Annotated in this window: 19 protein-coding genes; 8 read left to right on the forward strand and 11 right to left on the reverse strand. The window is 62.5% G+C overall.

Annotation, left to right across the window (positions count from 1 at the left end):
• Positions 1 to 70 precede the first annotated feature (70 nt).
• The 3 genes from J2X24_RS03380 (at position 71) to J2X24_RS03390 (ending at position 2387) form a co-directional block, all read left to right on the forward strand.
• Positions 71 to 583, forward strand: a complete 513-nt coding sequence (locus J2X24_RS03380) for a response regulator (protein ID WP_209716673.1) — start codon at positions 71 to 73, stop codon at positions 581 to 583.
• A gap of 16 nt (positions 584 to 599) precedes the next feature.
• Positions 600 to 1331 carry a sensor histidine kinase gene (locus J2X24_RS03385; protein WP_209716676.1) on the forward strand — a complete coding sequence of 244 codons (732 nt, stop codon included), beginning with the start codon at positions 600 to 602 and terminating at the stop codon, positions 1329 to 1331.
• Between the two features lie 153 nt (positions 1332 to 1484).
• Positions 1485 to 2387 carry an SMP-30/gluconolactonase/LRE family protein gene (locus tag J2X24_RS03390; RefSeq protein WP_245344425.1) on the forward strand — a complete coding sequence of 301 codons (903 nt, stop codon included), beginning with the start codon at positions 1485 to 1487 and terminating at the stop codon, positions 2385 to 2387.
• A gap of 103 nt (positions 2388 to 2490) precedes the next feature.
• Here the strand turns inward: J2X24_RS03390 and J2X24_RS03395 are convergent, their stop codons facing one another.
• The gene (locus J2X24_RS03395; protein ID WP_209716679.1) at positions 2491 to 3336 is read right to left on the reverse strand and encodes an N-acyl homoserine lactonase family protein; all 846 of its coding nucleotides are present in this window, start codon (positions 3334 to 3336) and stop codon (positions 2491 to 2493) included.
• A 131-nt stretch (positions 3337 to 3467) separates the two neighbouring features.
• Here J2X24_RS03395 and J2X24_RS03400 point away from each other — a divergent pair, with 131 nt between their 5' ends.
• Positions 3468 to 4310 carry a helix-turn-helix transcriptional regulator gene (locus J2X24_RS03400; RefSeq protein ID WP_209716682.1) on the forward strand — a complete coding sequence of 281 codons (843 nt, stop codon included), beginning with the start codon at positions 3468 to 3470 and terminating at the stop codon, positions 4308 to 4310.
• Between the two features lie 221 nt (positions 4311 to 4531).
• Here the strand turns inward: J2X24_RS03400 and J2X24_RS03405 are convergent, their stop codons facing one another.
• A complete protein-coding gene (locus J2X24_RS03405; protein ID WP_209716685.1) occupies positions 4532 to 5014 on the reverse strand; it encodes an Lrp/AsnC family transcriptional regulator in 483 nt (160 codons plus the stop codon).
• Between the two features lie 162 nt (positions 5015 to 5176).
• Between J2X24_RS03405 and J2X24_RS03410 the strand changes: the two genes are divergently transcribed.
• A complete protein-coding gene (locus tag J2X24_RS03410; protein ID WP_245344426.1) occupies positions 5177 to 6001 on the forward strand; it encodes an EamA family transporter in 825 nt (274 codons plus the stop codon).
• 89 nt (positions 6002 to 6090) lie between these two features.
• Here the strand turns inward: J2X24_RS03410 and J2X24_RS03415 are convergent, their stop codons facing one another.
• Entirely contained in the window at positions 6091 to 7992 is a 1902-nt protein-coding gene (locus J2X24_RS03415; protein ID WP_209716692.1) for an ABC-F family ATP-binding cassette domain-containing protein, read from the reverse strand.
• A gap of 93 nt (positions 7993 to 8085) precedes the next feature.
• Between J2X24_RS03415 and ndk the strand changes: the two genes are divergently transcribed.
• Entirely contained in the window at positions 8086 to 8502 is a 417-nt protein-coding gene (gene ndk, locus J2X24_RS03420) for a nucleoside-diphosphate kinase (protein WP_209716695.1), read from the forward strand.
• A 328-nt stretch (positions 8503 to 8830) separates the two neighbouring features.
• On the opposite strand, the gene J2X24_RS03425 is transcribed toward ndk, so the two are convergent.
• The 3 genes from J2X24_RS03425 to purM all read right to left on the reverse strand — a co-directional run bounded on the left by J2X24_RS03425 (position 8831) and on the right by purM (position 12772).
• Complete coding sequence (locus J2X24_RS03425) at positions 8831 to 10891, reverse strand: S46 family peptidase (protein ID WP_245344427.1); 2061 nt, start codon at positions 10889 to 10891, stop codon at positions 8831 to 8833.
• A 46-nt stretch (positions 10892 to 10937) separates the two neighbouring features.
• Complete coding sequence (gene purN, locus J2X24_RS03430; protein WP_209716698.1) at positions 10938 to 11546, reverse strand: phosphoribosylglycinamide formyltransferase; 609 nt, start codon at positions 11544 to 11546, stop codon at positions 10938 to 10940.
• Between the two features lie 200 nt (positions 11547 to 11746).
• Positions 11747 to 12772, reverse strand: coding sequence for a phosphoribosylformylglycinamidine cyclo-ligase (gene purM / locus J2X24_RS03435; protein WP_209716701.1), 1026 nt, complete (start codon positions 12770 to 12772; stop codon positions 11747 to 11749).
• A 60-nt stretch (positions 12773 to 12832) separates the two neighbouring features.
• Between purM and rnd the strand changes: the two genes are divergently transcribed.
• Both rnd and J2X24_RS03445 read left to right on the forward strand, forming a co-directional pair.
• Entirely contained in the window at positions 12833 to 13981 is a 1149-nt protein-coding gene (rnd, locus tag J2X24_RS03440) for a ribonuclease D (RefSeq protein ID WP_209716704.1), read from the forward strand.
• A 78-nt stretch (positions 13982 to 14059) separates the two neighbouring features.
• The gene (locus J2X24_RS03445) at positions 14060 to 14551 is read left to right on the forward strand and encodes a hypothetical protein (RefSeq protein ID WP_209716707.1); all 492 of its coding nucleotides are present in this window, start codon (positions 14060 to 14062) and stop codon (positions 14549 to 14551) included.
• A 252-nt stretch (positions 14552 to 14803) separates the two neighbouring features.
• Here J2X24_RS03445 and J2X24_RS03450 read toward each other — a convergent pair whose 3' ends face one another.
• The 5 genes from J2X24_RS03450 to J2X24_RS03470 all read right to left on the reverse strand — a co-directional run bounded on the left by J2X24_RS03450 (position 14804) and on the right by J2X24_RS03470 (position 22356).
• Positions 14804 to 15295, reverse strand: coding sequence for a hypothetical protein (locus J2X24_RS03450; RefSeq protein WP_209716710.1), 492 nt, complete (start codon positions 15293 to 15295; stop codon positions 14804 to 14806).
• Between the two features lie 46 nt (positions 15296 to 15341).
• A complete protein-coding gene (locus J2X24_RS03455; protein ID WP_209716712.1) occupies positions 15342 to 16817 on the reverse strand; it encodes a Ppx/GppA family phosphatase in 1476 nt (491 codons plus the stop codon).
• An 87-nt stretch (positions 16818 to 16904) separates the two neighbouring features.
• Positions 16905 to 19178, reverse strand: a complete 2274-nt coding sequence (locus J2X24_RS03460; protein ID WP_209716715.1) for an RNA degradosome polyphosphate kinase — start codon at positions 19176 to 19178, stop codon at positions 16905 to 16907.
• 81 nt (positions 19179 to 19259) lie between these two features.
• Positions 19260 to 19937: a P-loop NTPase family protein gene (locus J2X24_RS03465; protein WP_209716719.1), complete on the reverse strand. Its 678-nt coding sequence runs from the start codon at positions 19935 to 19937 to the stop codon at positions 19260 to 19262.
• 268 nt (positions 19938 to 20205) lie between these two features.
• Positions 20206 to 22356 (reverse strand): AsmA family protein, encoded by a 2151-nt coding sequence (locus J2X24_RS03470; RefSeq protein ID WP_245344428.1) that lies wholly within the window; start codon positions 22354 to 22356, stop codon positions 20206 to 20208.
• Positions 22357 to 22430: the final 74 nt, after the last annotated feature.

The following is a 22430-nucleotide window of genomic DNA, read 5'->3' on the forward strand; positions in this document are numbered from 1 at the left end:
TGCTACCATGGGTAGCCCGGACGAGTCGCCCGGACGAGGCGCCGGATCAGGGCCGGCGAATGAGGGTTTCATGGCACAGCCGCATGTTTTGCAGGAACCGGCAGGCTCAGGCGCACGTTCGGGATCGGGGGCGGTTGGTCGCCTTGGCCGCACCGCTAATATTCTTCTCATCGACGACAGTCGCGGCGATGCGATGCTGGCCCGCAAAGCTCTGGCCGAAAGCCGGATGGACGCCGTGGTGACAATTGCGTCAACTGGCGAATTGGCGATGGATATTTTACGCCGTCAGGGTGAATATGCCGACTGTGTGTTACCGGATATTATCCTTCTGGATCTTAGACTTCCGCGTATGAGTGGTATGGACGTCTTAAATCTTATCAAGGGCGATCCCCGCTTCAAGCATATACCGGTAATTGTAATGTCGGGTTCGGGCGCATCGGATACCATCATGAACTGTTACCGGTCTTATGCAAACGCCTACCTGATCAAACCTGGAGACCTTACTCAGTATCGGACCGCCATAGACATTATCGAACGGTTCTATCTGGAACTGGCGGCATTGCCGGTGGCGGCCCATGACTGAGCGGCGGAGAAAAGAAATGCAGGAGACTAAGCAGGTCGCGGCGCAAGCCCAGACTGACCCGGCCGAAGAATTTCGCGATTTCGCCTACATTGTGTCGCACGACCTTGCGGGGCCGGTGCGGACGATCCTCGGATTTTCGCAGCTTTTGAGCGAAGACGCGAAGAAGATGGCCAGCGAGGAGGACCGGCTGCACCTGGAGCTGATCCAGGAAAGCAGCCAGAAGCTGAACGAGATGATCCAGGGCCTTCTGGCCTTTTCGCGGCTGAACACGGTGCCACGCGCGCCGGAGATGGTCGACCTGGAGATCACGCTGGCGCGCTGTCATATGGAACTGCAGCCGCTGATCGACGTCACCAAGGCCCAGTTGTCCTATCCACGCATGCCGGAACTGGTAGCAGATCCGCGCCGGATGTTTTCGCTGTTCTTCTACCTGATCGAAAACGCCATCAAGTTTCACAAGCCGGGCGTCGCGCCGGATATCCGCATCTTTATCGAGGAACGGCCGGCGGAATGGGAGTTCTGCGTGTCGGACAACGGCATCGGCATTGATCCCATGTTCTATGACGATGTGTTCCGGCCACTGCGCAAGCTTCATACGGACGATGCCTTTCCGGGCGTGGGCATGGGGCTGACCCTGGCGCGCAAGATCGTGCTGCAGCACGGCGGGGATATGCATATCGAGGCGTCACCCTCGGGCGGAACGGCCGTGGTGTTTACGCTGGCGAAGGCTGGGCCTGCGCGCTCGTAATGTTACGGGTTTGGGGCCTGTGGCCCCAAGTCTTTAATACCAAAAGAAAAGCCTGGCCCCTTGGGCCGGGCTTTTTCTTTTGGTATCAGAAGATTTGTGGGGTCCCCAGAAAACATTTTTTTTGGCCCCCGCTCCGTAAATCGCAGGCGACGCATGACACCCTTCTACGAAATCCTCGACGAACGCTTCCGCAACTGCATCCGGTCAAGCGCCCGCATCGAAAAGCTCTATGAAGGCTCGCGCTGGGCGGAAGGCCCGGCCTGGTTCCCGGCACACCGCGCGCTCATCTGGAGCGATATCCCCAACGACCGCATGCTGCGCTGGGACGAAACGACCGGAAGTGTCGGCGTCTTTCGCCATCCCGCCAACTATTCCAACGGCAATACCATTGATCGCGAAGGCCGTCTGGTCACCTGCGAACACGGGGGCCGCCGCGTCACCCGCACCGAACACGATGGCACGATCACCGTCATCACTCAGCACTACGACAACAAACGCTACAACAGTCCCAACGATGTCGTCGTCAAATCGGACGGCTCGATCTGGTTCACCGACCCGACCTACGGCATCGACACCGACTACGAAGGCCACAAGGCCGACGCCGAACAGGACGGCAGCCACGTCTATCGCGTCGATCCCTACGGCACCGTCACCCGCGTGCTCGACGACTTCGTAAAACCCAACGGCCTGGCTTTTTCCCCGGACGAAACAAGGCTCTATGTGGTGGACAGCGGCCGCACCCACGTCAAGGACGGCCCGCGCCACATCCGCGTCTTCGACGTTACCAAAGACGGCAAGCTCACCGGCGGTAAGGTCTTCGCCGACAATGGCAATTACGACGGTCTGCGCCTGGACACGGACGGCCGGGTTTGGACCAGCGCCACCGAATGCGTCCACTGTTATGAACCCGACGGCACCTTGCTCGGCAAGATCATGATCGGCGAGCCGGTGTCGAATGTCTGCTTCGGCGGCGCCAAGCGCAACCGCCTGTTCATCACCGCCACCACCAGCCTCTATTCGGTGATGCTGGCCGTCAACGGCGCCAAGACGTTTTGAGGCCAGCCCTCTTTTATTCCTCCCCGCCAGAGTGGGGAGGGACCATTTGCGCAGCAAATGGTGGTGGGGCTTTCTCCCAACGGTCCAACGACATAAAGGCGGCTTAGCGCGCGCTCTTCGGGAATGCGGGCAGCTTCGCGATATCCGCCGGCTCGTGCTGGATGATCAGCGTCGCCTTCAACTCCGCCGCCACAGCCTGCAAGCGCGCCATCGACGCCAGTGTGTCGGCGCGATCGGCGTTGAAAGTCGGCACGCCATGCTTTTCCCACTGCTCGGCGAAGTGCACCACGTCACCCGACAGCAACACCGCACCGGTCCTCGGCAATCGCACCAGCAGGGCCGTCTCGCCCGGCGTATGGCCGGGCGCCGCCAGCATGACCACGCTGCCGTCGCCAAAGACGTCGCGATCCCCCGTCACGGGATCGGTCTTCGCCTTGCCGTCCAGCCACGGGCGAAGCGGCGCCGGATCGACCGCAAATGGCAACGGCTCGTGCTTCAAGGCGGCTAAATCCGCAGCGCCGATCAACAGCGTCGCCTTGGCAAACGTGGCTGCCTGACCCGTATGGTCGAAGTGATTGTGGCTGAGACCGAGATACCGGATCTGATCCGGCTTGACGCCGATCTGCGCCAGCTGCGTCGGCAGATCGACCTTCAAGGTCGGGCCAAACATCGCTGATGGATCGACTTTGGCGCCAAGCAAGCCTGCCGGTAGCCCAGAATCCCAAAGCATATAGTCCTGGCCATGGCGGATCAGATAGCAGCTGTCGGTCAGGATGCGCGTCAGGCCGGCATAGGCAAACGTGTCGGAAAAGACGCTGAGGTCCCGGACGGTGATCTGGCCGCAATCGAGCCGCCACAACTCCACATCTGGCGTTTGATTGGGCGCGGCATGAACGGGCGCGGCAAAGGCGGCGGTCAAGGCGAGGAGGGCGGTAGCAATGCGTTTCATGAAAATCTCCCGAATGAGACGCCCGGCTTACCCCCTGTAAGACCACAGACCGGCCCGAGTTTGACGCGATATGCGCCCGAAACGCTCGCGCCGCGCTTTTTTGAATGCGGCCGGCGCGATATGATGCCGGCATGGACACGCAGCATTTCGAACCCGACCCATCGCGGACCTTTATCCGCCGCCTCCAGGCGCTGCTGCCGTCGGCGCGTTCGGGCTTCAACAGTCATGCGCGCCACCTGTTCAGCTATTGCGCGTTCGACCGCGAACGCATCGCCTCGGTGCGGATGAAGCACCCCTCGATCCTTGTTGTCCTTCAGGGCTGCAAGGAGGTGTGGGTCGGCGGCCGCGCGCAGGCATTTGGCCCGGGCGCGGTGTTTGTCCTGCCGCCGGACCTGGACATGGAGGTGATCAATATTCCCGGTGACGACGGGCAGTGCCTCTACGAGGCCATGATCATGGAGGTCCCGGCCTTGCCCGCCGGCATCGCGCCCGTCGTCGAAGCCGCGGCGCCCGTGCTGGATTTCGGCGTGAAGCCGGGCAGCGACCTGATGGAGGCGCTGATCCACGCCGCGACGGTGATCGCCGACCACGGCCAGAGCGAAGTGTTGAAGGCGTTGCGCATGGCCGAAGTGCTGACGCTTATGCGCCCATATCCGGCGGCGCGGTGCCTGTTCCATGTCGGGTTGGCCGACCAGGTGGCGTGGCTGATCGCCAGCCAGCCATCGCGCGCCTGGACCGTGCCGGACGTGGCCGGCCGTCTTGGTCTGGGCGCTTCGACCTTGCGGCGGCAACTGGCGGCGGCGGGAACCTCATTCCGGGCGATCGTGGCGCGCGAACGCCTGCGCGCCGGCCGCGACGCCATCCAGTCAGGGGCCTTGAGCATCGCTGCCGCCGAAGCGGCAGGCTATGCCTCACGCTCGCACTTCGCGCGGCGGTACCGCGAACACTTCGGCACAACGCCAACGGGGCGGTAGCGATGGTTGGGCCGACACCTGCGTCGTACCCCTCCGTCGTCTTCGCTGCGCTCGCCGCCACCTCCCCGTGCTCCGCATAGGGAGGAGAGAGCCCAACTAGGCCGAACCGGCTCGACAAGCTCTCTCCTCCCTACCGAAGGTGGGGAGAGGGACCGCTAGCGGCGCGGAGCGACAGCGCAGCGGTGGAGGGGTATTGTCGGCGGTGCCGCACACGCAGTTGCTTACCGGGTTAGCTGTGCCCGCGACGGATCGAATCCCACCACTTCGCGGATAACGATCATCGTCCGGAATGACTGCACGCCGTGGTCCGTTGTCAGTTCACGCTGGCAGAAGCGCTCGTACTCCGCCATCGAATCGACCGCCAGGGTCAACAGGAAGTCGGTCTCGCCCGTCACATCCCAAGCGCCCTGAATTTCCGGCGACCGCGCTATGGCGGCCTTGAATGCATCGGTCACGGCGCGCTCCTGATTCTTCATGGTGATCAGCGCATGTATCTGGATTTTTGGCTCGATGCGCGACGGATCGACCATGGCGACGTCGGCGACGATCACCCCTTCAGCGCGCAACCGTCTTAAGCGCCGCAATACCGCTGACTCGGACAGACCCACCGCTTCAGCCGTCACCCGCGCGGGCTCAAGGTTGTTGCGCCGGACGCGCTCCAGAAGCTTGTAATCGAAGTCGTCAAGCGTGACGAAATTCGTCATATGAGCCATCCTGATGACAGTTTCAGGCACAGATTTAGCCAAAATCGCCGGGAAACACAAACACGATCTCGCTATAACAACGACATGAGCCAGATGTCAGCATACAGTATACGATACCCCATCCTTGCACGCGCGGCCCCTTATGTGGCGGTTGTCCTTGCCATGATCTCGTTCAGCATCGGCGCGTCGTTCGCCAAGACGCTGTTCCCGGTCATCGGCGCGCCAGCCACGACCGCATATCGCGTCGGGCTGGCGGCGCTGCTGCTGGTGGCCATCTGGCGGCCTTGGCGGTTCAAGCTGACGCAAAAATCGCTCGGCACCATGCTTCTCTATGGCCTGTCGGTCGCGGGCATGAACCTGCTCTTCTTCATGTCGCTCGAGCGCCTGCCGATCGGCCCGGCGCTGGCGATTGAATTCACGGGACCGCTGGCGCTGGCGCTGATGCACGCCCGCAAGCCCGTCCACTTCGTGTGCGTCGGCCTTGCCGTCGTCGGTATCCTGCTGCTTCTGCCGCTGGGCGAACAGGCGCGCAATCTCGATCCAATCGGAATGGCGCTGGCGGCTGTGGCCGGCGTCTTCTGGGCGCTCTATATCGTCTTCGGCCGCAAGCTGGCGGGCGTCCATCCCGGTGCGTCGGTATCAATCGGCATGGTCATCGCCGCCGTCATCATCGTGCCCATCGGCGTGGCGAATGTGGGCGCGGCCATGTTCAACCCGGCCCTCATCCTGCCGGCCCTGGCGCTTGCGCTGTTGTCGAGCGCCATCCCGTACACGCTGGAAATGTTCGCCCTGCGCCATATGCCCGAACGGACCTTTGGCGTCATGATCAGCGCCGACCCGGCCGTCGGCGCCCTGGCGGGCCTGATTATCGTCCACGAGCACCTGTCAGGCCAACAATGGCTGGCTATCCTAGCGGTTGTCGCGGCCGCCGCCGGCGCTGTTGCCACGACCAAAAAGGAAGAGGCCCAGACGCTGCCGGCGGAGTAGGGCAGGGCGAAGTGGCCTCTCCAATCTTATTCCTCCCCACAAGTGGGGAGGAATAAGATTGGAGGAGCTTACCCGGTCGGGAAACAGCCCTAAATCCCGACCTCAGCCTTCGCGGTCTCATACACCTCCGCCGCTTCCATCCACTCAGCCTCAAGCGCTACCAGCTTTTCCTCAAGCCGCGCCTTGTCCTTGCCAAGGCTGACGGCTTCCTGCGGGCGCTTGCTGTAAATGTCCGGATCGCCCAGCTTCAGGTCCAAAAGCTTGATCTGGTTGCCCGTCGTCTCGATCTGGCGTTCCAGTTCATCCGCCTTCTTCTTCAGCGGTGCAATGGCGTTGCGCGCCGCCGCGGCAGCCTTTCGGGCGTCCTTGGTGTTGACGTTGGCCGGCTTTTCTTTGGCATTGGCCTGCGCTTCCTCGCGCGTCGCCGTCTTGGCGCGTTCGACGACCAGCTTGGCGTAATCGTCCATCGAGCCGGTATAGGTCTTCACCGTGCCGTCATTGACCAGCCACAGCTTGTCGGCCACCAGCTCGATCAGCGACCGGTCGTGGGTGATGATTAGCACCGCGCCTTCATAGTCATTGAGTGCATCCAGCAAGGCCCGGCGGCTGTCGATATCAAGGTGGTTGGTCGGTTCGTCGAGGATGAGCAGGTGAGGGCCGTCCATCGCCACCATGTTAAGCAGCAGGCGCGCACGTTCGCCGCCCGACAGGTCCTTGACCTTGGTTTCGACCTTTTCGACCGTCATGCCGAACGACCCCAGGCGCGCCCGGCGTCTCGATTCGGTTTCTTCCGGCCGGGCACGGCGCATCATCTCCAGCGGCGTGTCCTCCGGGTCCATGGCCTCGATCTGGTGCTGGTGGAACCAGGCGACCGTCATCCGCCGGTCGCGCCATTGCGTGCCGTGGCTTTCGGTCAAAGCACCGGCCAGCAGTTTGGCAAAAGTCGACTTACCGGCGCCGTTGACGCCCAAAACCCCAATACGATCATCGGGATCGAGACGCATATTGATGTGACGCAGGATGACCGTATCGCCATATCCCACACTCGCATCGTCAAGACGCAGGATCGGCGGCGCCAGTTCCTTTTCCGGCGACGGCAGGATGAAGGGCGCCACGCGGTCCTCGACGGTCGCGGCGATAGGCGGCAGCTTTTCCAGCTTCTTCATGCGCGACTGGGCCTGGGCGGCTTTGGACGCCTTGGCGCGGAAACGATCGACAAAGCTTTGCAGGTGGGCCCGTTCGGCCTCCTGCTTGGCGCGGTTGGCGGCATTGAGGCGGGCCTTCTCCGCGCGCATCCGCTCAAAATTGTCGTAGTTGCCGGTATATAGGTCGAGCTTCTGGCCTACGACATGAACGATGGCGTCCACCGACTCGTTGAGCAGGTCGCGGTCGTGCGAGATCATCAGGGCGGCATTGGGATAACGCTTCAGGCGCGATTCCAGCCACAGGGCGCCTTCGAGGTCGAGGTAGTTGGTCGGTTCGTCGAGCAGCAGCAGGTCGGGCTCGGCCAACAGCGCCCCGGCCAGCGCCGCACGCATCCGCCAGCCGCCCGAGAAGGCCGAGATCGGACGCGTCAGGTCGGCATTGGAAAAGCCGAGGCCGCTCAGAATTTCGGCCGCTTTCGCCGGGGCGCGATCCGCGCCGATGGCATAGAGGTCGTGGTGGATTTCCGCCTGGTGGATTGGATCGGCGGTCTCGAGCGCCTTTAACAGGTTATGGCGGCGGGTGTCGATCTCAAGAACGGCATCGATCAGGTGCTGGGGCGAAGCGGCGATTTCCTGGTCGACGGAGGCAACGCGCCAGGCCTTGGGCGTGGTGATTTCGCCGCCGCCGGGCTGGGCGCGGCCGAGGATTAGCTTGAACAGGGTCGACTTGCCGACGCCGTTGAGGCCGATCAGTCCGGCCTTGGTGCCGGGCGTCAGGCTTAGGGTGGCGCCGTCGAAGAAGCGGCGGCCATAGGCGTCGTATGTCAGATTGGTGATCTGCAGCATTCAGAAAAACGCAATAATAAAAGGGGTTGCGAAAGCGGTGGCCCTCGCTATAAGGCAGCGCAACGCAAACGCAAAACAAAATTGGAACATCACATGTCCCGTACTTTCTCGATCATCAAGCCCGACGCCACCCGCCGCAACATCACCGGCAAGATCAACGCCGTGATCGAAGAGGCCGGCCTGCGCATCGTCGCCCAGCGCCGCATCCTGATGACGCAAGCCCAGGCCGAGCAATTCTACGGCGTCCACAAGGAGCGTCCCTTCTTTGGTGAGCTGGTTGGCCAGATGACGGCTGCTCCGGTCGTCGTCCAGGTCCTGGAAGGCGAAAACGCCGTGCCGAAGTACCGCGAAGTCATGGGCGCCACCAACCCGGAACAGGCCGCCGAAGGCACGCTGCGCAAGCTGTTCGCCCTGTCGATCGGTGAAAACTCGGTTCACGGCTCGGACTCGGACGAGAACGCGGCGATTGAAATCGCGCAGTTCTTCACCGAAGACCAGATCGTCGGCTAAACGAATGGGGTCTGGGGCCTGTGGCCCCAGGTCTATTCTTCAAATAAAAAGCCTGACCTTTTGGGGTCGGGCTTTTCTTTATGCGATAACCTAACCTATCGGAACGGGCTAAGGCGCTGCTGGAAAAGCCGGCATGGCCCCGCCCACCGCCTGACGGCGGTCCCCCCTCCCCATAAATGGGGAGGGCGATGTTAACGGCCTTAATTGACTTTTCGGCTGTAATCCAGGTTGCCCCATTTCGCCCTCCCCATTTATGGGGAGGGGGGACCGCGAGCGGAGCGAGTGGTGGGCGGGGCCTCTTCCTTTTCGCAAGTCAGGCCCCACGAGGTTACCGGCGCTCCAACTCCTCTGTGAGGGCCTGCAACCCGTACACCTTGCCGAGTACCTCACTGATCGCTGCCGCCGATACCGACACCGACCGGTTCAATTGCGGATCGTAGGCGAAGTTGCCACCCAGCGAATGGATATTGCCGTCGAAGATCGTGCCGATCACAGCACCCTCGGCATTGACGACGGGCGAGCCTGAATTGCCGCCGACAATATCGGTCGTGGTCGTGAAGTTCAGCACCGTATTGCCGTCCAGCTTGTCTTTGGCCCCCTCGAACCGCCATGACAGTACGTACGGATCATGCCCGGTCGCCCGCGCATACAGTCCCGAAATCCGTGTCACCGGTTCAATTGTCTTCCCGCGCCACGTCCAGCCGTCGACCTTGCCGAAGGTCAGGCGCGGTGAATAGGTCGCGTCCGGATAGGTCGAAGTGCCGTAGTAACGGAAGCGCACCTTCGCGATCTTTTCGGATGCGATGCGCACAGGGCTGTTGACGCGCTCATCATAGGCCTGGCGAAGGGCGCGGGCCGCGGGATCGAGCTTGATGGCATACTCGATCATCGGGTCGTCGGAGGCCGCAATCGCCGCCATGCCGCCTTCCCACAGTTGGGTGCGGAACTCGGTATCGTCCAGCCGCGTGCCGTCGACCAGCCGTTCGGCCAGGCTTTCGGGCGACTCGTCCCCCAGCAGGAGCTTCGTCTCGGCCGCGTCATTGGTCAGGTATTCGCGCGCCTTCGACAGGCGGAATTCGAGATAGAGCTTTTCCAGCGGCTTTTCGATCGGCCACGGCGACAGCAGGTCGCGGCGCAATGTCGGCAGGCGCGGATCGGCGAATTCCGGCAGGCGCTCGGCCGACGGCTTTTCCATCTCCGCGGCATGACGGACCAGCTTGCGCGCGATGGCGAACAGGGTGGAATTGTTCGGCGCCTGTTCGAGAAAATGATAGGGCAGGTACAGCTCGGCGCTGGCCTTCTGCGCCGCCGCGATCTCGGCCCACGGATTGCCTATCTCTGTCTTGAAACGGCCCTTCATGCTGGCCTTCAGCGCGGCTTCTTCCTTGCGCTTGGCGGCCATGATGCGCGGATTGCGTAGCGCCAGGTCCTGCCCGGCCAGCGATTTGAAGCCATTCTCGACGCCGAACAGCGCGTCCGATGAAACACGCTTGGTGTCGTCATTGATGCGAGAATAGGCGATCAGGCGTCCGCGCAGCTCCGACTTCATGGCCAAACTAGGCGGATTGATGATGTCGCGCTGGGTCTCAAGCTGCGATACGGTCAAGAGCCGTTGGGTCCAGCCGGGATTGCCGGCGACAATGACCGGCTCGCTCGGTTTCGGCTCGACCGGCGCCCAGTCGAGGTGCTGGGGCGTTGCGGCCGGCGCGTCGTTTTCATAGAGGCGCATGAAGGCGACATCGAAACCATAGCGCGGGAAGTTGTAATTGTCCGGGTCGCCGCCGAAATAGGCGGACTGAAATTCCGGAGCGAAAACAAGGCGCAGGTCGTTATACCTGCGGTACTTGTAGAGCTTGTACTGGCCGCCCTGATAGAGCGTTACCATCTGGCAGCGCACGGCCGGATCATCGCCGCAACCCGCCGCTTCGATCTCGGCGAAACGGGCGTTCTGGGCTTTCAGGAAAGCATCACCCTTCAAGCCGCGCGTCACGCGGTTGACATCAGCGGTGTGGTCGCTGACGTCGAGCAGGACCTCTGCCGCCATGCCGGGGCAGGCTTCCTCGTCCTCCCTCGACCGGATTATGAAGCCCTCGGCGATATGGTCCTCGTCGGGCCTTGAAACCGCGCGCAGGCATTCGAAGACGCAGTGATGATTGGTCAGCATCAGCCCTTCGGAGGACAGAATCGTCCCCGTACAGCCGCTATTGATGCGCGCAATGGCGGCCTGGAGCCGGTTCAGCCATGGCTTGTCGATATGCGTGCCATAGGTCTTGTTGATGCGCGTCACGGGCACATTGTCGAACGTCCACATGCCTTCCTCAGCCACGGCGGGCGCGGCGCCGGCGAGCAGAATTCCGGCAAGAAACTGGACGGTTTTAATGAACTTCATCTGACAATGTTACAGTAGCAACCTTAACAGGCAAAGAAATCAGCTATTACAAATTCGTAAGGTCTTCACCAAGTGGCTTGGACAATACCAGCCTCACGGCCTCGGGGTAAAGCTTGTGTTCTTCGGCAAGGACGCGTTTGGCCAGGACATCGGCCGTATCTTCCGGGAAGACCGGCACGCGCGCCTGCAGGATGGTTTCGCCTTCGTCGACGCCGGGCGTGACCCAATGGACCGTCGCGCCGTGTTCGGCGACAGCGGCTTCGATGGCGCGTTCGTGGGTGTGCAGACCCTTGAAGTCGGGCAGGAGGGCAGGGTGAATATTGATCATCCGGCCGTTCCAGGTCTCGACCAGCCATGGCGTCAGGATGCGCATATAACCGGCCAGGCAGATGAACTGGACGCCGTGCGCCGTCAGGTGGCCGTGGATGGCGCGTTCGTGGGCTTCGCGATCCTTGTTGAACAGCCTGTGGTCGACCGCGACCGTCCTGATCCCGCGCTCGGCCGCCCAGGCGAGGCCGGCGGCTGACGGATCGTTGGACACGACGAGGGCGATCTCGGCCGGAAAGTCAGGCGCCGACGCGGCTTCGACCAGCGCCATCATGTTGGAGCCACGGCCGGAGATAAAGATGGCGGTTTTTGTCTTTTGAGAGGTCATTTCGCTCACTTCTCCTCCCTGTCGCAAAGCGATGGGGAGGGGGACCACACGAGACGGTGCTTGCACCGGCGAGATGTGGTGGTGGGGTATACCGCCTGTGCTGTACCCCTCCACCGCTGCGCAGTCGCTTCGCGCCGCTAGCGGTCCCCCTCCCCATTGCTTCGCAACAGGGAGGAGAGAAGGAGTAGGGCTCCGGCTTTCTACTTCTTCGTCAATTGCCCGCAGATAAACGCATCTTCGCCGGCATTCAGCAGCGCCGCCAGAACCGCATCGGCGTTCTTTGGCGACACATACAGCACAAAGCCGACGCCGCAGTTGAAGGTCCTGAGCATCTCGTGCTTGTCGATGCCACCGGCTTCCATCAGCCACTTGAACACCGGCGGGAACTCGAAGCCGTCGAAATCGAAGGTCGCCGTCAAATCCTCACGCACCCCGCGGTCCGGGTTCTCGATCAACCCACCACCCGTGATATGCGCGCCGCCCTTGATCAGGCCCGCCTTCATCAGCGGCAGGACCGACTTGATGTAGATGCGTGTCGGCTCCAGCAGGGCCTGGGCCAGCGACTGGTCCTTGGCGAACGGGGCAGGGCTGGCCCACGTCAGACCGGCAACCTCCACGACCTTGCGGATCAGCGAATAACCATTGGAGTGCGGACCCGATGAGGCCAGGCCGATGACCAGGTCGCCTTCGCGCTGATCGTCAAATTTCGGCAGCACGGCGTCGCGATTGACCGCGCCGACCGAGAAGCCGGCCAGGTCGTAATCGCTGTCGCCATACATGCCGGGCATTTCCGCCGTCTCGCCGCCAACCAGCGCACAGCCGGCGCGCTTGCAGCCTTCGGCGATACCGGCGACCACCCGGCGGGCGGTATCGACATCCAGCTTCGACGTCGCATAGTAGTCGAGGAACATCAGAGGCTCGGCGCCCTGGGCCAAGAGATCGTTGACGCACATGGCGACCAGATCGATGCCGACTGTGTCGTGACGGTGGGTTTCGATGGCGATCTTCAGCTTGGTGCCGACGCCGTCCGTGGTCGTGACGATCAAGGGATCATCGTAGCCTGCCGCCTTCAGGTCGAACAGCGCGCCGAACCCACCCAGGGACGCCTCGGCGCCCGGACGGCGCGTGGCCTTGGCCAAGGGTTTGATGGCGTCGACCAGGGCCTCGCCGGCGTCGATATCGACTCCCGACTGGGCGTAGGTCAGACCGTTCTTTAATTCCGCCATTGTGGAAAAATCCTGCAAATTAGGGTATGGGCTGCGTTTCGGCTCTGCTATAGCGACAAAATGAGTCCAATTACAAATACTACTGATCTGATTGCCTTCTGTGATCTGCTGAGAACCGCGCCGTTTATCACGGTAGATACGGAATTCATGCGGGAAACCACGTACTGGCCCAAACTGTGCCTCATTCAGGCCGCCAGCAGCGATCATTCCGGCATCATCGATCCGCTGGCCCGCGACATCGACCTCAAGCCGTTCCTCGACCTTTTGGCCGACGAATCGATTCTCAAGGTCTTCCACGCCTGCCGCCAGGACATGGAAATCTTCGTCAATCTCGGCGTCATGCCGACACCGGTGTTCGACACCCAGGTCGCGGCCATGGCGGCCGGCTTCGGCGACCAGGTCGCCTACGATTCGCTGGTGCGCCAGAAGCTGAAGATCGACCTCGACAAGGGCTCGCGCTTCACCGACTGGACGCGCCGTCCCTTGAGCGATCAGCAGTTGCAGTATGCCTTGGGCGACGTCACGCACCTCGCGAAGGTCTATATCCGCCTGCGCGACCGCCTCTCGAACGAAGGCCGGCTGGAATGGGTCCAGGACGAGATGAAGGCCCTGACCCACATGACCCTCTATTCGACCAGCCCCGACGAGGCCTGGCGGCGTCTCAAGCCGCGCAAGACCTCGACCAAATATATGGGCGTCTTCGCTCAGGTCGCGGCGTGGCGCGAACGCACGGCCCAGGAACGCGACATGCCGCGCGGCCGTATCCTCAAGGATGAGGGCATCGACGAAATCGCCACCCAATGCCCGACCGACTCCGCGGCCTTCGACCAACTGCGTTCGACGTCGAAAGGGTTCGGCGCCTCGAAGTTCGGTCTGGAACTGACCGACATCATCCGCGCCGTGCTCAAGAACCCCGATGCCTATGCGCCCAAGGTCGAGAAATCGCCGCCGCCGGTCCAGGTGCCGGCCTCCGTGGTCGAGTTGCTGAAGGTCCTGCTGCGCATTCGCTGCGAAGAGGAAAACGTCGCGCCGAAACTGCTGGCGACCGTGTCGGACCTGGAAAAGATCGCCTTGGACGACAATGCCAATGTCCCGGCGCTTCAGGGGTGGCGGCGGCGGCTGTTCGGTGAGGACGCGCTTAAGCTCAAGCGCGGTGAACTGGCACTGGTGCTGAATGGCACCAGGGTCGAGCTCGTCGAACTGGACTAATCCGATTTTATTAGGGCCCTCGGGAATCGTCTGTTAACCTTTTTTGACAGGTGAGACGGAAACGACGAGAGGGCTTCCATGAACAAGGCAACGACAACGGCCGCGCCCGCAACCGCCGCGGGATCGGCGACGTGGGTCACGGCGCTGAAGGCCGGCATTTTCCTGCTGGTCATGATGCGGCTGGCTGGCGGCCTCTACGGCTTTTTCTGGGGAGTATTCGCGCTGCCGCAGCTCGACACCCTGTTGGGCGCCTGGCACGTGACCGATTATGCCGTGGCATTGAGCGCCATCCTTGGCCTGGCCCTGGTGCCGCTGACCTTTGCGCTTCTGTTCGTGCTGGCGCCAATGGTCGGCTGGTGGATCTACTCGCGCATTGAACCGGCGAAGCACAATCTGGTCGGCTGGGGCGCGGTGGGTTTCTACCTGCTGGGCGATACCATCCTCAGCGTCCTTACGGGCATCTATAGCGTGATGGCCTTGGCCGCGGGCGCCCTGATTGTCGGGCTCTACACCATGTTCTGGATGGGCATCGGCTTTAACCTGGCCAAGCTGTTTCGGATCAAGCTGTAGGGCTGGTTAACAATTTCTGTTTGAAGCGTCAGCGAGGCGTTAAAATATTATTCCTCCCCACGAGAGTGGGGAGGGGGACCATGAGCGGAGCGAATGGTGGTGGGGGCCCTGTTCAGGTACAGGACATGGCGCCAGCCGCGTTTGACAAACCGACCGAGACGGCCCCCACCACCACATCTCATTCGCCATCTGTCGATGGCTCATTCGTGCGGTTCCCCTCCCCACAAGTGGGGAGGAATAAGATGAGCAGTCTCACCGCTGCTTACACGCGCCTTTTTCGTATTCCTTGTTGCGGTTGAAGACATAGTCCTTGCCATTCCAGCGATGGATCGGGAAACAAAATCCCGGCCCGCCGACTTCGACATCAGGCCAGCCGCCGGGCGTCTTGACCTTGGTCGGCAGAAACGTCGGAATACCCTGGCTCTGGTAGAGCACCTTCCACGGACCGGCCGCAGTCGCCTTCGTCAGCACGAAGAAGCCCTGTTCGGTGCTGCCATAGCAGAAGCTGCCGAAGTCACTGATGACCAGGTCCTTGATGCCGTCGCCGTTCAGATCGCGATAGCCGTCTTCGGCCACTTCCGCGCGGGCGTACTGGTCATCGGCGCAACCGACCCATTTGCCGGCCTTCTTGACCATGCCGGCGGCCTTGTATGCGGCTTCGAGATCGGCGGGTTTGTCAGCCGCCGCAAAGGCCGGTGCGGCCAGCAGGGCGGCGGCGCAAATCGCAAGTCCAGGACGCTTCATCACACATCTCCCCGTTAACGATGATGTGAGATAACGACGTTTTTCGTCAATTGGCAAGGATCGTCAGGTTGAGTTTCAGCGCCTGCGCCAATGCCCGTGCGCGTTTACGCGTCTGTTCGCCCAGCAGCAGGTCCTCCCAGCCGGGTTCGGCGCGCAAGGTCAGCTGCCGGTCGTGCTGACGGACCGAGGCCAGCTTCAAAAGCTTGGCCGACTTGGCCGACAGGTCGCAGCCCAGCCGCAGCAGCAGGCCCAGCTGCGTTGCCTGGGTCAGGCCATCCTCACCGAGGATGCGACTGATCAGCACCGGCTCCTTGAGATACGTATCACCGCTGTAGCGCGTGAACGAAGCACAGGCCAAAAAGACGCGCTCTTCGTGGGTCTGGCCGGCTATGGGCGCGCGCAGGACCTGATCGCACACCAGGTCGGCGCGGTGATCGGGATGCAGGCGCGCCCCGATATCCGACAGCTTGGCCGCCGCGCGGATCAGCTTGTCATCCGGCCGATCTACAATGCCTTCGGCGCGGCTGTAGAAGGCCAGCGCCCAGTCTGACAGGGCGGGACCAAGGTCATCGTTTAGTCCCAGCCGGCTGCCCAGCGCAGCGCAGCCGGCGATCAGGGGATCGTCGTCCTTGACGGCCGGATCGAGCGCGTCGAACAAAAGCCCTTCGCGCAGGCCGAACGCCGAGAAGCAGATCGAGTCGAACCGGAAGGTTTCGATCAGCCCCTGCAGGACTAGGGCGGCATAGCCGATGTTTTCGACACGGCGCTTGGTGATGCCGCGCACGCGTTCCAGCGACGATGGCGACTGCAGGGCGATCAGGCGTGCGATCGACAGGGCCTCGCGCGCCGGAAGTTCAAACTGCTGAATGACATGCAGCGGATAGTTCTGCTTCTGCATCCAGATGAGCGCCAGATTCCGCCACGCCCCGCCGACCGCATGGAACTGGCCGCCGGAAAACCGGTCCTTCAGCGGCTCGAGCTGGCGGACAATGGTGGCATAGGTCTTGTCGGCATCGACCGGCTTGGGGGCGCCCAGGGCAAATGGCCCCAGCGGCAGGGTGATGCCGTTGTGGCCGGGTTCGATATCGAGCCCAATCAGTTCCAGGCTGGAGCCGCCGAGGTCGCCAACCACGCCCTTGGCGTCGAGATGGCCGCAGTGCACGCCCTGGGCTGAATAATACGCCTCTTCGACACCCGTCAGTACGCGGATATCGAAGCCGGTCTGCGCCTTGACGGCGCCGACGAAGTCCGGCCCGTCGCGCGCCTCGCGCACCGCGGCCGTGGCCACCACGTGCAGGCCGTCGAGTTCGAACGATTCAAGGATGGCCTTGAAGCGGCGCAGCGCGATCAGACTGTCGCGCACCCCGTCCTGATGCAAAAGGCCGGTCGTCCACATGTCCCGGCCAAGGCCCGCCAGCACCTTTTCATTGAACACCGGCCAGATCGACCGGCCCTCGATACGATAGATGACCAGACGCACCGAGTTGGAGCCGATGTCGATGACAGCACTGTTGTAGTTCAAAGCAGGGCTCCACAATGGAAGACCTTGTGGCTTTGCCCCGCCGGGCAGTTGGAATGCAAGACATATTTATGCGACGGTGACCGCCCGTCAGCGCACGGCCTTGCGCGCGCCGACGTGGTCGAAGGCCCGGGGCATGTCCTTGACGCCGCGGCCACGGCCGGACAGCGACGGGTTAGTCATGAAATAATCGTGCGCCGAGAAGGGCTTGTCCAGCGCGCTTATATCGATGCGCGAATAGGTGCCGTCGGTACCCAACTGCCAGGAATGGCCTTCGTCATTGAGGTTGGCAACCATAATCTGGTCCAGCACCTGGCGATGGACGGTCGGATTTTCCACCGGAATCATCACCTCGACGCGGCGGTCGAGATTGCGGCTCATCCAGTCGGCGGACGAGATGAAGACGCGCGCCTGGTCCGACGGCATGGCCTGGCCGTTGGCGAAGCAGACGATGCGCGAATGTTCCAGGAAGCGGCCGACGATAGACTTGACGCGGATATTGTCGGACACGCCAGGTACGCCTGGCCTGAGGCAGCAGATGCCGCGCACGACCAGGTCGATCTGCACGCCGGCCTGGCTGGCCTGGTACAGCTTCTTGATGACGAAGGGATCGACCAGCGCGTTCAGCTTCGCCCAGATCTGCGCCGGCTTGCCAGCCCTTGCGTTCAAAATCTCCTGGTCGATCAGGTGCATAAGGCCCAGCTTCAAGGTAACGGGTGAGAAGTAGAGCTTCTCCATGACCTCGGGCCGGGCATAGCCGGTAATGAAGTTAAAGACGCGCATGGCGTCGCGGCACATTTCGGCATTGGTCGTGAACAGGCTGAGGTCGGTATAGACCTTGGCGGTGATCGGGTGATAGTTGCCGGTGCCGAAATGGCAATAGGTGCGCAGACTGTCGCCTTCACGGCGGACCACGACCGACAGCTTGGCGTGGGTCTTGTACTCGACGAAGCCGTAGACGACGTGGACGCCGGCCTGTTCCATGGCGCGCGCCCAGCGCAGGTTGGCTTCTTCGTCGAAGCGCGCCTTGATTTCCACAAGCGCGGTGACGTTCTTGCCCTGCTCGGCGGCCTCGATCAGCGCCGCGACGATCGGCGAGTCCTTCGATGTGCGGTAAAGGGTCTGCTTAATAGCGATGACGTTCGGATCGCGCGCCGCCTGGCGGACGAACTGGATGACCGAATCGAAGCTTTCGAACGGGTGGTGAACCAGGATGTCCTTTTCCCGGATCGAGTTGAACATGTCGCCGCCATTGTCGCGGATGCGCTCGGGGAAGCGCGGCTCGAACGGGCGGAACTTGAGATCGTTGCGGTCCGACGGGATCAGCTTGGACAGCTCTGCCATGCCGAGGATGCCGTTGATCTGGACCTCGTCCTGCGGGGCGACATGGAGCTGTTCGATGATGAAGGCGCGCAGGTCGTCGGGCATGCCGGCGTCGATTTCGACGCGGACCACGGACCCCAGGCGGCGCTGCTTGATCAGGGCCTCGAACTCGCGGACCAGGTCTTCGGCTTCTTCTTCCAGTTCGATATCGGAGTCACGCAGGACACGGAACAGGCCGCGTCCGGCGATGTCGAAGCCCGGGAACAGGCGGTGGATGAACAGGGAGACGAAGTTCTCGAGCGAGATGAACTTGCGGCGCGACGGGCTGCCGTCGGCGGTGCGGCGCGCCGTGTCGATTTCCCAGAAGCGCTTGACGCCATTGGGGATGGGCACCAGGGCATACATCGACTTGGTGTCGAAGCGGCGCACCAGCTTCAGCACGATCGAGAAGCCGAGGTTCGGAATGAACGGGAAGGGGTGCGCCGGGTCGATCGCCATCGGCGTCAGGATCGGGAACAACTGGCTGTCGAACTCGCGGTCCAGCCACGCCTTGTCGGTCTTGTTGACATCCTGTGGGTCAAGGACGATCAGGCCCTTGTCTTCCAGTTCGTCGCGAATCTTCAGCCAGATGGCCTGCTGCTTGGCCATAAGCTGGCTGGCGACACGGTTGACCGATTCGAGCTGTTCGGCCGGCGTGTGGCCGTCTTCCGACAGGACGCGCACGCCCTCACGCACCTGGCCCTGCAGGCCGGCGACGCGCACCATGTAGAATTCATCGAGGTTGTTGGCCGAAATCGACAGGAAGCGCAGGCGTTCCAGCAGCGGGTGATTAGGGTTTTCCGCTTCCTCGATGACGCGCTTGTTGAAGGCCAGCCACGACAGTTCGCGGTTGATGTAGAAGGCGCCGCCGAGGCGTTCCAGCTGCGACAGGTCGATGATTTCCGGCTTGGCCGGCGCAGGCTCACCGAGGCCGGCTTGCGCTTCGGCAAGCGCGTCGGCGTCGGGTTCTGAGGGCAGGGTGGCGGCGCTGGAATCGGTCATGAAGCCATCGGCAGGAAAGGAATTTCAGGGAACGCTTTAACTATACCGGGACAATACGCCGAAAGCCTTAAGAAAACAGCCTTAGCGGCTGTCACTTTCGGTTTCATCGAACGGCAGCGTCTGGCTGTGTTCGAAGAAGTCGCGCGCCAGTCCACGGGTGAAGGCGCGGCCATTGGCATAGTGCTCCAGCTCCGTGACGATTTTTTGAAGGGCGGCGACCGAGCGGTCGGCGCGGCTGGCGATATAGGCGACCGCATCCGTTGACGGCGAAATGGCGCGCTGGGCGAACAGGGTCGACAATATGGCTTCCAGCAGGTCGTCGTCGGGCTCGGGCAGAGTCACGAGCCGCATGGCGCGCAGGCGCGACTGCCAGTCGGGAAGGGTGACGGCCCATTGCAGCGGATGGACGCGGCTGAGCAGGACCAGGTATCCGCCCGAAGCTTGGACGGTGTTGAAGAGGTGAAAGAGCGTCTCTTCCGAAGCGCTGTCCGCGTCGTCGATAACGTAGCTCTGGCCAGGAGCGATCTGAAGTGCCGCGCTGTCGGCCGAACCGACGAAAACCGCGCCATGGGTCTTCGCGAAGATGTGCCCGAGGTGTGTCTTGCCGCTGCCTTCCGGCCCGGTGATCAGCAAGTGCGGCGCCAGCCAGGTGTTAGGGTGCAGCAGGGCGTCAAGCACCGGCCGCACCGAGCCGCTTTCGACAAAGCGGTCGCGGCTGAAGGCGTCGATGGCGACAAGATCGAGGGGCAACTGCTGCATGCCGGGAATCTAGGCCGTGTATGGCGTCATGACAACCGAAAGCCTGTGGACGGCTAAAACCGCTTGTGGATCACCGGCGCATCGATGAGAAACCGAAATGCCAAGGGGCTGCCTCATTCAAATACCCCTCCGTCATCTTCGCTTCGCTCGATGCCACCTCCCCACGCTAGCGTAGGGAGGAGAAGTGTGCGCGTCCGCCTTCGCCATCCTCTCCCCCCACATCGTGGGGAGGTGGCGCCGCGAAGCGGTGACGGAGGGGTACGCCATTTCACCCCTTCGGCTGCGCCGGCGCCGCGACGGCCTTCCTGGCCGGTGGCCTGGTCGAGATCGAGGCGCCTTCGGCCTTGGCGCTGGCCAGCAAGGCGCCGCAATTACTGTCCTTGGCATAGTCGAGCGGCAGCAGCGGTACGATCGATTGCAGTGCCAGGGTCAGCCCGCCCTGGACGACCGCCGGACCAGCATCGATGCCGACCTTGGGCTGGGTCAGCTGGCCGCCGATGACGATCGGGGCATTGATGCGAATCAGGCGGAACTTCTTGGGCTTGCCCTTGAAGACGAACCGCATGCTCTCGTCGTTGAGATTGACCGTGCCCTTGCCGGTCAACAGCACCACGCCGGTATCGAAGACGATGTAGCGCGACTGAAGCACGCCGTTTTTCACATCGAAATGGGCGACAGCGCAGCGGACATCGGTCTCCTTCTTGTCCTTCGACAGGTACATGAACAGACCCTTGGAGGCGTTCACACCCATCAGCTCAGCCAGGCTCTGGCGTATCGTGCCGGCGGGGATGACGGCGGTGACCTCGCCATTGGCGGTCGATGCGGCCTTGTGGACGGAGTTGCCCGCGCCCTTGGCAACGACGCGGGCGTTGAGAATCCCTTCCAGCGGCTCGCCGCCGCCAATCTGCGGCACGAAGTCCTGGACGCGCACGCCGGTCAGCTTAAGGTCGATGTCATTGGTCTGGGTGGCGTTGCGCGCGTCGATCTTCGCCGTGCCCTGCAACCTACCTTGCGGGAAAGCGAAATCGATCGGGTCGACTGTCAAAAGCCCCTTGTCGAGCGTGGCGCCGACGCTGACCTCGCGCAGCGGCATGTTGGGCACCGCCTTCACCGACAGGGCGCGGTAGCGGACCTTGGCGTCCATGCCGCGGATACGCGCGACATCCAGCGGCGCGTCGGGCAGCAAACGCCGGCCGGCGGTCGGACGCGGGGCGGCGCTCAGTTCCGCGCCTTGCGGGGCATTGGCGCCAGTCGCGCCAAAGACCGCGCCCAGGTCTTCGAAATTGAGTGCGCGCGAGTTGAGATCGGCCGTCAGGTAAGGCCGGCCATTGTTGCGCGTATCGACCGTCATAACGCCGTTGATGTCGCTGCCGCCGATGCGGCCCTTGATGGCATTGATCCTGTAGACCATGTCGTCGCGGCGGACATTGGCGGCGACACTATAGGATGGCGTATTGGGCAGGGTGAGGCCAGTGAGGTAATAGAGGTCGGCCAGGTTGTGGCCTGACACCGTCACCGCGCCTTCCAACTGGCCCAGGTCGAACGGATGGATGACGCGGCCATTGGCCGTGAGTTTTGTGGCCCCGGCGCGCACGGTCATGTCGAACGGATAGGGCTGGCTGGTGCGGATATTGAGCAGCGGTCCTCCCGTGGCGTTCAGTTCGAACACCTTGCCGTTCAGCGAACCGTCGCCGGTAAGCCCAAAGGCCTGGCGCGACGCCGTGGCGCGTTCATGGGCATTAACGGTACCCTTGAATTTGATCTTCCGCTGCACGCTGGTCAGCTCGACCTTGCCATCATTGATTATAAAGTTCTTGATCAGCGGCAGCTTGGTCGGCTCGCCCTTGGCCTTGCCGTTCGAGAAGTCCCAGTTGGCGCGGCCTTGCGCGTCCTGGTAGAGGAAGACGTTTGGCTGATCGATCCGCAGGCGTGGCAGCACGATCTTGCCGGTCAGGATGGGCAGGAACTCGGCTTCGACGGCGACCTGCTTCGCCGTGGCGACGTTCTGCCTGGGCCCCCAGTCCGGATAGCCGATCCGCAATCCGTCAATGGTTGCATCGGGCGTCCAGCGGAAGAGATGAACCCTGAGATTGCCGTCAATGGCGACCGGCCGGTTGAGCTTGGTAGATGCGAGCGACGATACGATTCCGCGCGCCCAGTTCCAGTTCGGATTGGCGAGGAACAGGAAGACCGCGACGATCAGTACGCCAGCGATGATGATGGCCCATTGCGCCAGGCGCGGCAGGCTCTTCAGGTCGCGCCAGAAGGCACGGGCGGCGTCCGCGACCAGTATCCCAGCCTTGCGCAGCCACTCGCGCGCCGTATCGATGGCGGTATGACCCGCATCGGCAAGACCGGTATGGTGGGTTTCGGCATGATGATCGTCGTTTTGACGATGCGCCAAGCGACCGTTACGCATGATGACACCTGAGGACTGCCCGCCCCCGAAAAACCTTTGCAAGCCTGGGGCAGGGGGCATCAGAAATCGATTTG

This window comes from Asticcacaulis solisilvae (genome assembly GCF_017875235.1).
GTDB classification, from domain to species: Bacteria; Pseudomonadota; Alphaproteobacteria; order Caulobacterales; family Caulobacteraceae; genus Asticcacaulis; species Asticcacaulis solisilvae_A.

Excerpts from the sequence above, each read along its gene's own strand:
- purN (WP_209716698.1), bottom strand. The coding sequence starts at position 11,546 with ATGACCTCTCAAAAGACAAAAACCGCCATCTTTATCTCCGGCCGTGGC.
- ndk (WP_209716695.1), top strand. The coding sequence starts at position 8,086 with ATGTCCCGTACTTTCTCGATCATCAAGCCCGACGCCACCCGCCGCAAC.
- J2X24_RS03395 (WP_209716679.1), bottom strand. The coding sequence starts at position 3,336 with ATGAAACGCATTGCTACCGCCCTCCTCGCCTTGACCGCCGCCTTTGCC.
- J2X24_RS03470 (WP_245344428.1), bottom strand. The coding sequence starts at position 22,356 with ATGCGTAACGGTCGCTTGGCGCATCGTCAAAACGACGATCATCATGCC.
- J2X24_RS03400 (WP_209716682.1), top strand. The coding sequence starts at position 3,468 with ATGGACACGCAGCATTTCGAACCCGACCCATCGCGGACCTTTATCCGC.
- J2X24_RS03425 (WP_245344427.1), bottom strand. The coding sequence starts at position 10,891 with ATGAAGTTCATTAAAACCGTCCAGTTTCTTGCCGGAATTCTGCTCGCC.
- J2X24_RS03405 (WP_209716685.1), bottom strand. The coding sequence starts at position 5,014 with ATGACGAATTTCGTCACGCTTGACGACTTCGATTACAAGCTTCTGGAG.
- J2X24_RS03450 (WP_209716710.1), bottom strand. The coding sequence starts at position 15,295 with ATGAAGCGTCCTGGACTTGCGATTTGCGCCGCCGCCCTGCTGGCCGCA.
- J2X24_RS03410 (WP_245344426.1), top strand. The coding sequence starts at position 5,177 with ATGATCTCGTTCAGCATCGGCGCGTCGTTCGCCAAGACGCTGTTCCCG.
- rnd (WP_209716704.1), top strand. The coding sequence starts at position 12,833 with ATGAGTCCAATTACAAATACTACTGATCTGATTGCCTTCTGTGATCTG.
- J2X24_RS03460 (WP_209716715.1), bottom strand. The coding sequence starts at position 19,178 with ATGACCGATTCCAGCGCCGCCACCCTGCCCTCAGAACCCGACGCCGAC.
- J2X24_RS03445 (WP_209716707.1), top strand. The coding sequence starts at position 14,060 with ATGAACAAGGCAACGACAACGGCCGCGCCCGCAACCGCCGCGGGATCG.
- purM (WP_209716701.1), bottom strand. The coding sequence starts at position 12,772 with ATGGCGGAATTAAAGAACGGTCTGACCTACGCCCAGTCGGGAGTCGAT.
- J2X24_RS03465 (WP_209716719.1), bottom strand. The coding sequence starts at position 19,937 with ATGCAGCAGTTGCCCCTCGATCTTGTCGCCATCGACGCCTTCAGCCGC.
- J2X24_RS03415 (WP_209716692.1), bottom strand. The coding sequence starts at position 7,992 with ATGCTGCAGATCACCAATCTGACATACGACGCCTATGGCCGCCGCTTC.
- J2X24_RS03380 (WP_209716673.1), top strand. The coding sequence starts at position 71 with ATGGCACAGCCGCATGTTTTGCAGGAACCGGCAGGCTCAGGCGCACGT.
- J2X24_RS03390 (WP_245344425.1), top strand. The coding sequence starts at position 1,485 with ATGACACCCTTCTACGAAATCCTCGACGAACGCTTCCGCAACTGCATC.
- J2X24_RS03385 (WP_209716676.1), top strand. The coding sequence starts at position 600 with ATGCAGGAGACTAAGCAGGTCGCGGCGCAAGCCCAGACTGACCCGGCC.